Annotated in this window: 13 protein-coding genes; 11 read left to right on the top strand and 2 right to left on the bottom strand. The window is 69.6% G+C overall.

The window, feature by feature from the left end:
* Positions 1-247: 247 nt before the first annotated feature.
* From prpE to M503_RS0103650, 5 genes are all read left to right on the top strand, one after another.
* Entirely contained in the window at positions 248-2,137 is a 1,890-nt protein-coding gene (prpE, locus tag M503_RS0103675; RefSeq protein ID WP_028920744.1) for a propionate--CoA ligase, read from the top strand.
* 252 nt (positions 2,138-2,389) lie between these two features.
* Positions 2,390-3,058 (top strand): class I SAM-dependent methyltransferase, encoded by a 669-nt coding sequence (locus M503_RS0103670; protein WP_028920745.1) that lies wholly within the window; start codon positions 2,390-2,392, stop codon positions 3,056-3,058.
* Positions 3,059-3,398: 340 nt separating this feature from the next.
* Positions 3,399-3,767, top strand: coding sequence for a hypothetical protein (locus M503_RS15605; RefSeq protein WP_051440389.1), 369 nt, complete (start codon positions 3,399-3,401; stop codon positions 3,765-3,767).
* 79 nt (positions 3,768-3,846) lie between these two features.
* The gene (locus tag M503_RS0103655; RefSeq protein ID WP_028920746.1) at positions 3,847-4,317 is read left to right on the top strand and encodes a hypothetical protein; all 471 of its coding nucleotides are present in this window, start codon (positions 3,847-3,849) and stop codon (positions 4,315-4,317) included.
* 148 nt (positions 4,318-4,465) lie between these two features.
* Positions 4,466-5,146 carry a phytanoyl-CoA dioxygenase family protein gene (locus M503_RS0103650; RefSeq protein ID WP_028920747.1) on the top strand — a complete coding sequence of 227 codons (681 nt, stop codon included), beginning with the start codon at positions 4,466-4,468 and terminating at the stop codon, positions 5,144-5,146.
* 94 nt (positions 5,147-5,240) lie between these two features.
* Here M503_RS0103650 and M503_RS0103645 read toward each other — a convergent pair whose 3' ends face one another.
* Together M503_RS0103645 and M503_RS0103640 are read right to left on the bottom strand one after the other, a co-directional pair.
* Complete coding sequence (locus M503_RS0103645; RefSeq protein ID WP_051414202.1) at positions 5,241-6,284, bottom strand: glycoside hydrolase family 43 protein; 1,044 nt, start codon at positions 6,282-6,284, stop codon at positions 5,241-5,243.
* Positions 6,284-7,243, bottom strand: coding sequence for an alpha/beta hydrolase (locus M503_RS0103640; protein WP_197017178.1), 960 nt, complete (start codon positions 7,241-7,243; stop codon positions 6,284-6,286). Before M503_RS0103640 ends, M503_RS0103645 begins: the two co-directional genes overlap by 1 nt.
* Before the next feature lie 363 nt (positions 7,244-7,606).
* On the opposite strand from M503_RS0103640, the gene M503_RS0103635 reads away from it, so the two are divergent.
* The 6 genes from M503_RS0103635 to M503_RS0103610 are packed head-to-tail and all read left to right on the top strand — an operon-like array spanning position 7,607 to position 12,988.
* The gene (locus tag M503_RS0103635) at positions 7,607-8,458 is read left to right on the top strand and encodes an STAS domain-containing protein (protein ID WP_028920749.1); all 852 of its coding nucleotides are present in this window, start codon (positions 7,607-7,609) and stop codon (positions 8,456-8,458) included.
* Entirely contained in the window at positions 8,458-8,823 is a 366-nt protein-coding gene (locus tag M503_RS0103630) for an STAS domain-containing protein (RefSeq protein ID WP_028920750.1), read from the top strand. The genes M503_RS0103635 and M503_RS0103630 overlap by 1 nt, the downstream gene beginning before the upstream one ends.
* Positions 8,820-9,218 carry an anti-sigma regulatory factor gene (locus M503_RS0103625; protein WP_028920751.1) on the top strand — a complete coding sequence of 133 codons (399 nt, stop codon included), beginning with the start codon at positions 8,820-8,822 and terminating at the stop codon, positions 9,216-9,218. The genes M503_RS0103630 and M503_RS0103625 overlap by 4 nt, the downstream gene beginning before the upstream one ends.
* Positions 9,209-10,225 carry an ATP-binding protein gene (locus M503_RS0103620; RefSeq protein WP_028920752.1) on the top strand — a complete coding sequence of 339 codons (1,017 nt, stop codon included), beginning with the start codon at positions 9,209-9,211 and terminating at the stop codon, positions 10,223-10,225. Before M503_RS0103625 ends, M503_RS0103620 begins: the two co-directional genes overlap by 10 nt.
* The gene (locus M503_RS0103615; RefSeq protein ID WP_028920753.1) at positions 10,222-11,085 is read left to right on the top strand and encodes a sensor histidine kinase; all 864 of its coding nucleotides are present in this window, start codon (positions 10,222-10,224) and stop codon (positions 11,083-11,085) included. The genes M503_RS0103620 and M503_RS0103615 overlap by 4 nt, the downstream gene beginning before the upstream one ends.
* Positions 11,072-12,988 (top strand): response regulator, encoded by a 1,917-nt coding sequence (locus tag M503_RS0103610; RefSeq protein WP_028920754.1) that lies wholly within the window; start codon positions 11,072-11,074, stop codon positions 12,986-12,988. Before M503_RS0103615 ends, M503_RS0103610 begins: the two co-directional genes overlap by 14 nt.
* Positions 12,989-12,992 lie beyond the last annotated feature (4 nt).

Genomic DNA, 12,992 nt, shown 5'->3' with positions numbered 1-12,992 from the left:
GAAGAGCAGCGGGTCAGGCCCCGCTCTACAGGGAGGCGCGGCGCCCGCCGGTGGTTGGTGCGCGCCCCTCGGCCCGTTTCCGCGCTGCACAACGCCCCCCGTTCACCGGATTGATCGCCACGATCAACCTGTCCGACCGGCACCCGCGCGAACCCCCCCCTTTTCCCGCGGTTTTCATACCAAGGTCTTAACGCATCCCGCCGGGGTACGGGTCTAGCCTGCGGACAGATCCCCCGAGGCAGGCCAGATGCAATACGAAGATTTCTACCGGCGTTCGATCGAATCTCCGGAAGAGTTCTGGGCCGAGCAGGCGCAGGCCATCCACTGGCACGTGCCGCCGCAGAAGATCCTCGACTATTCCAACCCGCCGTTCCGCAAGTGGTTCGTCGGCGGACAGACCAACCTCTGCTACAACGCGGTCGACCGCCACCTCGAGGAGCGCGGCGACCAGCTCGCCCTGGTCGGCTGGTCCACCGAGACCGACAGCGTCCGCGAACTGACCTTCCGCGAGCTGCACCGCGAAGTGAACACCTTCGCCGCCGCGCTGTGCTCGCTGGGCGTGGGCAAGGGCGACCGCGTGGTGATCTACATGCCGCACACCGTCGATGCGGCCATCGCCATGCTGGCCTGCGCGCGCATCGGCGCGGTGCACTCGGTGGTGTTCGGTGGCTTCGCCGCGCACAACCTGGCGCTGCGCATCGACGACGCGCAGCCGAAGGTGCTGGTCTGCGCCGACGCCGGCAGCCGCGGCGGCAAGGTCATCCCGTTCAAGCCGCTGGTCGACGAGGCGCTGGCGCGTGCGCAGCATCCGCCGGTGCACGTGCTGGTGGTCAGCCGCGACCTGGCCGAAGTGAGCCTGCAGCCTGGCCGCGACCTGGTCTACGCACCGCTGCGCGAGATCCACGCCGATGCCGAAGTGCCGGTGGAATGGCTGGAATCCAACGAGCCCAGCTACATCCTCTACACCTCCGGAACCACCGGCAAGCCGAAGGGCGTGCAGCGCGACGTCGGCGGCTACGCGGTCGCGCTGGCGCTGTCGATGTGGTCGATCTACGACGTGCGCGCCGGCCAGGTGATGTTCTCCACCTCCGACATCGGCTGGGTGGTGGGGCATTCGTACAACGTGTACGGCCCGCTGATCGCCGGCGCCACCTCGATCCTCTACGAAGGCCTGCCGACCTGCCCGGACCCGGGCATCTGGTGGAAGATCTGCGAACGCTACGGCGTGCGCACGATGTTCTCCTCGCCCACCGCGGTGCGCGTGCTGAAGAAGCAGGACCCGGAGTGGCTGCGGCGCCATGACCTGTCGAAGCTGCAGTACCTGTTCCTGGCCGGCGAGCCGCTGGACGAACCGACCGCCGACTGGATCACCAGCGCGCTGGGCAAGCCGGTGATCGACAACTACTGGCAGACCGAGACCGGCTGGCCGGTGCTGACGTTGATGCCGGGCGTGGAGCTCAAGCAGGTGAAGCTGGGCTCGCCGGGCCTGCCGTCGCCGGGCTACAGGCTGCGCGTGATCGACGAGACCACCGGCGAAGACGTCGGGCCCGGACAGAAGGGCGTGCTGGCGATCCAGCCGCCGCTGCCGCCGGGTTGCCTGACCACGGTGTGGGGCAACGACGACCGCTTCATCGCCAGCTACTTCAGCCACTTCAGGGAACAGCTGTACAGCTCGCTGGACTGGGCGATCCGCGACGAGGACGGCTACACCTTCATCCTCGGCCGCACCGACGACGTGATCAACGTCGCCGGCCACCGCCTGGGCACGCGCGAGATCGAGGAATCGGTGTCCAGCCATCCGGCCGTGGCCGAGGCGGCGGTGATCGGCGTGCACGACGAGCTCAAGGGCCAGGTGCCGGTGGTGTTCGCCACGCTGCGCCAGGCCGATGGCGATGCGGCCGAGACCGCCTGCCAGATGATGCGCACGGTGACCGAACAGCTGGGCGCGGTGGCGCGTCCCTCGCGCGTCTACGTGGTCTGTGCGCTGCCGAAGACCCGCTCGGGCAAGCTGCTGCGCCGCTCGCTGCAGGCGCTGGCCGAGCATCGCGATCCGGGCGACCTGTCCACGCTGGACGATCCGAACGCGCTGGAAGAAGTGAAGCGGGCACTGGAGCGGGGCGCGGACGCCGGGAACTGAGGCGAGGGATCGCGCCGGGTCCGCGCCCCGGTCCAGCTCGCCGGACTGCAGCACCCTGCCCGTTGCCGCGGGCAGGGCACTAACCTGAACGGTGGCGGCCGCCATTCGCGGCCGCCACCGCCATGTCGCGTAACATGGCCGCAGGCCATCGGCCTTCCCTGCGTCCCGCTCGGCCCCCGCGGCCCTTCGATTCGCTCCCATCCACCGCACGACCCGGCACGCCCACGCGTCCGGTGCACGACGGGAGCTCCCATGCCCGGTTACCTCACCCGCAACGAACACGTCTCCATCGGCGGACGCGACTGGCGCCTGCGCGTCCTGCAGGACCGCCAGCAGTTCTCCGATCCCGACGGCCATGCCGGGCGGATGGGCATTTCCTCGGCGCAGTGGAGCCTGTTCGGGCAGCTGTGGCCCGCGGGACGGCTGCTGGCGCAGGCGATGCAGCGCTTCGACATCGAGGGCAAGCGGGTACTGGAACTGGGCTGCGGCATCGGCCTGGCCAGCCTGGTGCTGCAGCAGCGCGGCGCCGACGTGGTCGCCTCGGACATGCATCCGCTGGCCGAGCCGTTCCTCGCGTACAACGCCGCGCTCAACGCGCTGCCGGCGCTGCACTACCGCCAGCTGCGCTGGGACGTGCCGTTGCCGACGCTGGGCCACTTCGACCTGATCATCGCCAGCGACGTGCTGTACGAGGCCGAGCATGCCGCGCTGCTGGCCGGCGTCATCGACCGCCACGCCTGGCCGGAGGCCGAAGTCCTGCTGACCGACCCCGGACGCGGCAACAGCGCCCGCTTCAGCCGGATGATGGCCGAACGCGGCTTCACCCTGGCCGAGGCGCGCTGCCCGATGGACGATGGCGAGGCGCCGCCGTACCGCGGGCGGCTGCTGCACTACACGCGTACGGTCGCCGGCGAGGCGTAAGCCCCCGGCCGCCGGTCCGTTTGACGGCCACGCGGGGCCCCTCCCAGAATCGCCCTGCGCCCCTCGAGGGCTCCGCCGTTGTCCTTCGACGGAGTGCCGGCCATGGAATCGACCCAGCTCCAGCTGGACCAGCTGGTCAGCATCCGGAATTCGCGCTGGTCTGCGCGGCCGTGTGCGTGATTGCCGCTGCCTTCATCTATCCCTTCGCGAACACCGTCGCGGTGATGCGCGGGAACCGGCAGTTGAACCGCAGCGACCGCATGCAGGCGAGCTGGTCGAACTGCTGGCCTCGGCAGGGCGCCGCAGCGAAGTTCCACCTCACCACTGAAGCGAGGTTCCCATGGGTTTGAAGGTATTCCTGCTTGCCGCCCAGCTGGCTGCCGCCACGCCGATGGCCTTCGACGACGCGCTGGCCCTGGCCGAGGCCAACGAGAGCGAACTCCCTGCGGCCGTGACCGAACAGCTGCTCAAGGTGCAGGGCGATGCGCTCAAGAGCGCCATGACCGCGTGCCGCGGCACGGACCGGGACTTCTCCACGTTCACGGTGGTGTTCGAACTGCGCAGTGACGGCTCCGTGGTGCAGAGCTGGCGCCAGGGCGAGACGCCGCTGGCGCAGTGCGTGCACCGCGAGCTGGAGGCCTCCGGGCTGCCAGGCGAATGGACGGAGCCGTTCTACACCTTCATCAAGGTGTCGATCGAAGAGCCGTGACATTGCTGCGCAATGGCCGGTCTCCTGGTCGCCAGCCTGCCTTATCCTGTTTCCGGTCGTTGGATGCATGGGGAAGCGAATGAGGCCGGCAACTCTCAAGCAACCCGTCCTGTGCCTGGCCCTGGGGGCTGTCCTGGCAGTAGCGGTCACCTGGCTGCTGGCGGCCACGATGGCGATTGCTGCGCCGGCCGGGTTCTTCGCGTGGTTCAAGTCGCACGGTGCACTGGACCTCGGCCTGGCCATCTGGACCCTGCTGGTGGCCTATCTGCCCGCGATGGGCATCCCGGCGTTCATGGTGCTGTCGGCAGTGTTCCGGTTCGGCAGGGCGACCGTGGCCTCTGCAGTGTCCTTCGTCGCCGGCGTACTTCTGGTGATGTACCTGGCATACCCGCTTGCGGAGGGCTGGTCCTTCTCGCTTGCATTCCAGCGACCGTGGTGGGGTTACGGGTTGGAGCTTTTGCTGTTCGCGGGTGCGGCGGCGGCACTGCTCCTGGCGCGTGGACGGGCCGGCGGCTCGCCCAGTCCTGGCCCGGTGCCTGGCCTGGCCTGATTCCCGGAATCGGCCGTTCTTCCTGCTGTACGTGGTGCATACGCCGCGCGGCGCGGCATCCCGGTCGGCCCAGGCGACGATTGGTACTCGCCACGGCACTGAGAGCCGGCTCCTCCCTGGGGATGGCGCGTGGCGTACCATCGGCTGCATGGCGTCCATCGATCCCCGTGTCTTCGCGGAGAAAGGCTGCATCGGCCTGGAGGGTTTCCACCCGAAGGCGAGGATGGCATCGATCAGGCAGTCGCTGCTCGACGGGCTCAAGCGCGCGCATGTGGGGAAGGGCATTCCGCCGGCGATCCGCTCTTTGCCGATGTTCCAGCAGATCGCGCGGCTGTCGGCGCTGGTACAGGTGCCGGGGTTGCATGCCTCGCTGGTTACGCCGGAGTTGAAGGAGGCCATCACCGCACTGGGTGGGCAAGCGCCGGTGTCGATCCAGGAGACGCAACTGTTGCTTTCGCCCCGGGCTCAGGGCAATTGGAGCCTGCAGGGTCTTAACTGGCACGTGGACGTCACGGCCGCCGCCCGTGGGCCGATCCCCGGCATCCAGGCGTTCTTCCTCATCGACGACGTCGCGCCGCGTGGTGGCGCGACCCTCGCGCTGGCCGGTTCGCACCGGCCGGGGGTGGACATTCCCGCGTTGCGGCGTCTGCTCAAGGCGTCGACGCACCTGGAGCGCGACTTGCAGTCGCTGGGCATCGAGCTCATCGAGATGTGCGGCCGCGCGGGTGACGTGTTCCTGATGGACATGCGCGTCCTGCACACGCCGTCGATCAACGCCACCCGCGAGCTGCGGATGATGGCGACCGCCCGCTGCTTCCTCCAGACCTAGACGGCGCCGGTCCTGCCGCCAGCGGCGGAATCCGGCGCGCCGCCTGCGGAAGCGGCCCCCGACCCGGCCGCGTTCCACGGCGGCGCGTCGCCGCCTACTGCGGCGGCGGGACCGACACGCCCTCGTCGGTCTGCACCACCGGCTTCAGCGTGCCGTCGTCGTTGTACTGCAGGTACTCGACGGTGACGGCGCGGCGGCCGATGGAGCCGTTCTGGTCGCCGACGGTCAGGGACGCGTTGTGCAGGAAGATGTACCACTGCCCCTTGAACTCGGCGATGCCCGGGTGGATGGTGAAGCTGTACTTGCCCGAGCCGGTGAGTTCGCCGCGATACGTCCACGGCCCGCGGATCGACGGCGCGGTGGCGTAGGAGATCTTCTCGTCGCGGTGGCTGGCGCGGTCCAGCGAGGCGTAGGTGAGGTAGTAGGTGTCGCCGCGCTTGTGCAGCCACGGGCCTTCCTCGAAGTGCGGCGGCGTGATCTCGGTGATCTCCCCGTCGATCTCGATCATATTGGGCTTGAGCCTGGCGATGTAGCAGTGGCGGTTGCCCCAGGCGATCCAGGTGGTGCCGTCGTCGTCGGTGAACGCGGTCGGGTCGATGTCTTCCCAGCTGTGCTCGCCCTTGGGCGTCATCTGGTTGGTCACCAGCGCCGAGCCCTTCGCGTCGACGAACGGACCGGTGGGCGAGTCGGACACGGCCACACCGATCGCCTTGCCCGGGTGCGTGTCGTCGTGCTCCACGGCGGTGTAGAACCAGAACCTGCCGTCCTTCTCGATCGCCTGCGACGCCCAGGCGTCGGCCTTGGCCCACTTGAAGTCGGTGGCCTTCATGATCGGGCCGTGCTCGACCCAGTGCTTCATGTCCTTCGTCGAGTAGACCAGCCATTCGCGCATGTTGAACATCTCGTCGCGCTGGGCTTCGTCGTGGCCGACGTAGAGGTAGAGCGTGTCGCCGACCACCAGGGGGGCGGGGTCGGCGGTGAACTTGTCGCGGAACAGCGGGTTGGAACCGGGGACGGGGTTCTCCACCGGCCTGGCCGCCATCGCCGGCACCGCCAGCAGCGGCAGCAGCGCCGCGAACAGCAGGCTGGCGGCGCGCGCTGCCTTCGGGCGGCGGGCCACGTGTCGCGCGCGGAGCATCAGTTGCCCTCCTGCGCGGTCGCGTTCCGCGGTTCCAGCCAGCCGTGCATCTTCATCCACGCGGCGAAGTTGTGGAACCACTGGGTGCTGGTGGTCGGCTTCGGATACATGCCGAAGCCATGGCCGCCCTGCTCGTAGAAGTGGAACTCGACCGGGTGGCCGGCGGCGCGCCAGCTTTCGATCAGGCCGAAACCGCTGTTGGCGAACAGGCCGTCGTCGGCAGCGAGGGCGACGAACAGCGGCGGCGCATCGGCGGGGACATCGAACGGCGCCAGCGGGCCGTAGATGTCGCCGATGAAGGCGGGCTTCGCGTCCTCGCCGGCGATGGCGGTGGCGATGGTGAGCATGGCGCCGGCGGAGAAGCCGACCATGCCGATGCGGTCCGGGTCGATGTTCCATTCGTCGGCGCGGCTGCGCACCAGCGCGAACGCGGCCCGCGCATCGGCGATCTGCGGGCCGAGGTTGGCGATCGACGACATCGGGTCGACGCGGTGCTTCGGCGGCGGGCCGGACAGCATCTCGCGGATCGACTTGCCGAAGCCTTCCAGGTCCGCCGGGGTCTGGTTGAGCCGGTACTTGAGCACGAACGCGGCCACGCCGCGGTCGGCCAGCGCCTGCGCGACCTGCCAGCCTTCGTTCTCCATCGACAGCGAACGGAAGCCGCCACCCGGGGCGACGATCACCGCGGTGCCGGTGGCCTTGGCCGGATCGGGCAGGAACGGGGTGAGCGTGGCGACGGTGACGTTGCGCGCGAACTTGCTGCCGTACTGGCTGTGCCAGGCCTCCGGGTTCTTAGCGTCCGGCAGCGGGCCGGTGCCCAGTTCGATTGCGTCCGGCTGCGCCGGGATCGGGATCGGGGTCATCTTGTCGTCCAGCGCCGCGGCCGGCAGCGCGCAGGCGAGCAGGGCGGCGAAGGCGAGGCGGGGCAGGGCGGGCAGAACGCGGGACTTCGGCATCATCGGCGGTGCTCCGTCGGTTCGGAATGGGTCGCAGGTCGCGAGCCAGCCGAGTGTAGGCAACGTGCGATCGCACACTGATTCGAAGTGTGCCGCGATCGATATGCGTTCCTGTATGGCACGGCATCCGGCGCAAAGCCGTGGCCTGGACCCATCCGCTGGCCGGAGGAGTGGAGGGCCGCCGCAGGAAGCGGGGCGGGCTTCATATCCTCGACCGGGGCCGTGTACTACAGGGAAGGGCGTATGTTTCACGCCATTTTCACGCCCGGTTGGGGCTAATCGCCCGTTCATCACACACAAACGTGGCCAGGGGGATCCACGCTTGCCGGGGGTCGTTCCGGCTGCGCCCAATACAGGACTCCCTGCATGGCCGCCCTCGACCCGCGCACGCGCTCGCTCATCGAATCCCGCCAGAACGACATCATCGACGCCTGGGCGGCGAGCTTCGCCCAGACGACCGCCGACGGCCGCACCTCGCAACGCGAGCTCGAGGAGCAGGTCCGCCGGTTCTGGCAGCTGCTCCTGGGCGCGATCGCCACCGCCGACGTGGCCAGCCTGCAGGGCCCGGCCTGGGAGGAGACCCGCCACTTCCTCGAGGACCTCACCCGCGAGCGCGTGCTCAAGGGCTTCAGCGCCGCGGAGACCGCGGACTTCGTGTTCTCGCTGAAGAAGCCGCTGTTCGACGCGATCGAGCAGGGCCACGCCGGCGAGCCGCAGCTGATGGCGGCCCAGCTCCGCGTGGCGAGCGAACTGGTCGACCAGCTGGGCATGCACACGGTCAAGGTGTTCCAGAAGAACCGCGAGGACGTGATCAAGCGCCAGCAGGAGGAGATGCTCGAGCTGTCCACCCCGGTGGTGAAGCTGTGGGAAGGCGTGCTGGCGCTGCCGATGATCGGCACCCTGGATTCGCAGCGCACCCAGGTGGTGATGGAGTCGCTGCTGCAGCGGATCGTCGAGACCGGCTCGGAGATCGCGATCATCGACATCACCGGCGTACCGACCGTGGACACCCTGGTCGCCCAGCACCTGCTCAAGACCGTCACCGCCATCCGCCTGATGGGCGCCGATGCCATCATCAGCGGCGTGCGTCCGCAGATCGCCCAGACCATCGTCCACCTGGGCCTGGACCTGCAGGGCATCGTCACCAAGGCCAACCTCGCCGACGCGCTGGCGCTGGCGCTCAAGCGCACGGGCGTCACCGTGACCAGGGCGGGCTGATGGAGCGCATCCCGATCCTGCAGATGGGCGACGTCCTCCTGGTGACCATCCAGGTGGACATGCACGACCAGCTGGCGCTGACCCTCCAGGACGACCTGGCCGAACGCATCCGCGCGACCTCGGCGCGCGGCGTGCTGATCGAGATCTCGGCGCTGGACATCGTCGACTCCTTCATCGGCCGCATGATCGCCACCATCTCCGCGCTGGCCGCGGTGATGGACGCCCGCACCGTGGTGGTAGGCATGCAGCCGGCGGTGGCCATCACCCTGGTCGAGCTCGGCCTGAACCTCACCGGCGTGTCCACCGCCCTGGACGTGGAGCGCGGCATGCGCCTCCTGCGCCAGGCCAGTGCGGAGTCCGAATGAGCGCCGATGGCCAACTGCCGATCCGCACCGAGCAGGACGTGGTCATCGCCCGCCAGGCCGCGCGCCAGGCGGCGGTGGCCTGCGGCCTGCGCCTGGTCGACCAGACCAAGCTGATCACCGCCGCATCCGAGCTGGCGCGCAATGCCGTGGTCTACGGCGGTGGCGGCACCATGAGCTGGACCGCGGTCAAGGACGGCATGCGCAAGGGCGTGCGCCTGGAGTTCGTCGACCAGGGCCCCGGCATCCCGGACATCGACCAGGCCCTCACCGACGGCTGGACCTCCGGCACCGGCATGGGCCTGGGCCTGTCCGGCTCGCGCCGGCTGGTGGATGCCTTCGAACTGGAAAGCTCGCCCGGCAAGGGCACGCGGGTTGCGATCACCAAATGGGCATAGGGTTCGTCGGCCAGGTCACCCGCGCCATCACGGTCGACGAAGCCACCCGGGTCGGCCAGGTCAGGCGCGAGGCGCAGTTTCTCGCGCAGCTCGCGGGTTTCGCCGAGCTGGATGCCGGGCGCGTCACCCTGGTGGCGGTGGAGATCGCCACCAACGTGCTGCGCCATGGCGGCGGCGGACGCGTGCTGCTGTCGCTGGTGCAGGGCCGCACCGGCAAGGGCGTGGAGGTCTGCGGCATCGACCACGGCCCCGGCTTCTCGCTGTCCAGCTGTCTGCCCGATGGCTATTCCACGGGCGGCACCCCCGGCCAGGGCCTAGGGGCGATCAAGCGCCAGGCGCAGGTGTTCGACGTGTGGTCCGACACGCGTGGCGCGGTCGTGCTGGCCCGCGTCTACGGCGAGCGCACCCGCAACGAGGACCTGGGCTACGGCGCGCTGCGCCTGGCGATGCGCCAGGAGACCGTATGCGGCGATGCCTGGTTCCTGTCGCGCGACGGCGAGCGCACCTCGGGCGTGCTGGTGGATGGCCTCGGCCACGGCCTGCTTGCGGCCGAGTCGGCAGACGCCGGCATCGCGGCCGCTGCAGAGATTCCGGAGTTGGCCGCGGACGAGGTCCTGGCGCGCATGCACGCGCGCATGTCATCCACCCGCGGTGGCGCCGCCGCCGCCTTCGTCCACGAGCCGGAGTCCGGCGTGGTCCGCTTCGCCGGCGTCGGCAACATCGCTGCGGCCATCCACGAGCCGGGGCAAGCCACGCGCGGCCTGGCCTCGCATCCGGGCATCGTCGGCAGCCAGTACCGCCGCGCGCCCGCCTTCGTCGTGCCCGCGACGCCCGGTGCGCTGCTGCTGATGCACAGTGACGGCCTGCAGACCCGCTGGAGCCTGTCGCAGTACGAAGGCCTGGTGTACCGCCACCCCGCCCTGGTGCTCGCCGTGCTGCTGCGCGATTTCGATCGCGGCCGCGACGACACCGGCGCCCTTGCCGTCCGCCTTGGAGGCGCAGCGTGAGCAGTGCTGCCGACATCACCGAAGAGATCGAGCGCCTGCGTGCGCAGAACGTCGCGCTGCGCACCGAACTGGAAGAAACCAACCAGGGCGTGCTGGCGCTGTATGCCGAGCTCGACCAGCAGGCCGAGCAGCTCAAGGAGGTCTCCGACCTCAAGAGCCGGTTCCTGTCCTACATGAGCCACGAGTTCCGCACCCCGCTGGGCTCGATCCTGAGCATCACCCGGCTGCTGGAGGAGGGCATGGACGGGCCGCTCAACGACGAGCAGCTCAAGCAGGTGCGGTTCGTCAGCAGCGCGGCGGTGGAGCTGCGCGACATGGTCGACGACCTGCTGGACCTGGCCAAGATCGAGGCCGGGCGGATCTCGATCTCGCCTGCCTGGTTCGACCTGATGGACCTGTTCTCGGCCCTGCGCGGCATGTTCCGGCCGCTGGTCGATGGCGCCCACGACGTCGAGCTGGTGTTCGAGGAGCCGCCGCCGCTGCCGATGCTCTACACCGACGACAAGAAGCTGGCGCAGATCCTGCGCAACTTCATCTCCAACGCGCTCAAGTTCACCCCGAAGGGCCGCGTCTCGGTCTCGGCGCGGCCCGAAGGCGAAGGCTACGTGCGCTTCAGCGTGCGCGATACCGGGATCGGCATTCCCGAACACATGTTGGGCGCGCTGTTCGAGGATTTCATCCAGGTCGATACCCCGATCCAGAAGCGCCTGCGCGGCACCGGCCTGGGCTTGGCCCTGTGCCGGCGCTTCGCCGAGCTGCTCGGCGGCAGCGTCGGCGTCCACAGCGTGGTGGGCGAGGGTTCGGAATTCCACGTGATCGTGCCGATCGCACTGCCGGAGGAGAGCAATGACGGGGGCTAACCGGATCCTGGTGGTCGACGACAATGCCGCCACCCGCTACTCGGTGCGGCGCGTGCTCGAAAGACATGGCTTCAGCGTGGACGAGGCCGGCACCGGCACCGAGGGCCAGCAGTGGCTGGCCGACGCGCAGTACGACGCGCTGGTGCTGGACGTGAACCTGCCGGACATGAGCGGTTTCGACCTGGTGCGTACGCTGCGCGCGGACCCGGCCACCAGCCTGCTGCCGGTGATCCATGTCTCCGCGGCCTCGATCGCCAGCGGCGACGTGATCGCCGGCCTGGACGCCGGCGCCGATGCCTACCTGGTGCATCCGGTGGACCACGACGTGCTGCTGGCCACGCTGCGCACCCTGCTGCGCGTGCGCCGCGCCGAGGACGCGCTGCATGCCAGCGAGGCGCGCTTCCGCGAGATCTTCGAGAACATCGGCGCGCCGATCGCCGTAGTGACCGGCGCCCTGGACGTGCGCGAGGCCAACCACGCCTTCAACCGCCTGCTCGGCGAGGCGGGTGCGACCGACCTGTCCAGCCTGTTCGCCGACCAGCCGGTCGCCGGGCTGCGCGAGGCCCTGCGCAACGGCACCAGCTGGAAGGGACGGTTCTGGCTGCACACCCTGCGCGGTATCCGGGTCACCGAGTGGCGGGTGACGCCGCACAGGGAAGCCGGCGCCGGCCTGCTGTACGTGGAGGACCAGACCGAACAGCACGCGCGCGAGCAGGAGCACCGGAAGCGGCTGGACTCGGCCAACAGCGAGCTGGCGGTGCAGATAGCCGAGCGCGAGCGCACCGAGCTGGAGCTGCAGCAGGCGATGAAGATGGATGCGCTCGGCAAGCTCACCGGCGGCATCGCCCACGACTTCAACAACATGCTGACCGGCATCATCGGCGCGCTGGACATGATCAACGCCGCGGTGGAAAGCGGGCGGCTGGAGCGGATCCCGCGCTTCGCCGACGTCGCCAGCACCTCCGCCTTCCGCGCGGCGGCGCTGACCCAGCGCATGCTAGCGTTCGCGCGCAAGCAGTCGCTGGACACCACCGCGTTCGACCTCGGTGCGCGGGTGGCCAGCCTGGGCGAGCTGCTGACCCGCACCATCGGCGAGAACATCGCCCTGCAGTTCGACCTGCCGCAGCAGCCACTGGTCGTGGTCGCCGATGGCAACCAGCTGGAGGCCGTGGTCCTGAACCTGGTGATCAACGCCCGCGACGCGCTGGAGGGCGTGGGCCGGATCACGATCTCGGTGCGTCCGGCCGAGGCCCTGCCCGCCGACCTGGCGCCGGGCGAATACGTAAGCCTGCGGGTCAGCGACGATGGCCCTGGCATCCCGGCGGACATCGTCGACAAGGTGTTCGAGCCGTTCTTCACCACCAAGCCGATCGGGCAGGGCACCGGCCTGGGCCTGTCGATGACCTACGGCTTCGCCCGCCAGAGCGGGGGCACCGCACGCGTGCACAGCGTGGTCGGCCAGGGCACGACCATCGAGCTGCTGTTGCCGCGCGGCGTCGAGGCCACGCCGCATGCGCCGGTCGAGGCGGTGGCCATGCGCGGCGGCGGCGAGAGCATCCTGCTGGTGGACGACAACGAGATGGTGCGCGGCATGTCCCATGAGGTGCTGGTGGATGCCGGCTACGAAGTGGTCGCCTGCGCCGATGCCGGCGAAGCGCAGCAGGCGGCGGCGGCGCGCCGCTTCGACCTGCTGCTGACCGACGTCGGCCTGCCGGGGATCAGTGGCCGCGAACTGGCCGATCGCGTGCGCGAGCGCCATCCCGGGATCGCGGTGCTGTTCATCACCGGCTACGCGGAGAACGCGCAGAACCGTCCGGCCTTCCTCGGCGAGGGCATGGACATGCTGCTCAAGCCGTTCAACCTCAACGAACTGCTGCGCGCGGTGCGGCGGCAGCTGGGCTGAGCCC

Origin of the sequence: Pseudoxanthomonas suwonensis J47 (assembly GCF_000513955.1) — a bacterium.
Classification (GTDB): domain Bacteria; phylum Pseudomonadota; class Gammaproteobacteria; order Xanthomonadales; family Xanthomonadaceae; genus Pseudoxanthomonas; species Pseudoxanthomonas suwonensis_C.
This window is presented reverse-complemented; position numbering and strand designations above follow the sequence as displayed.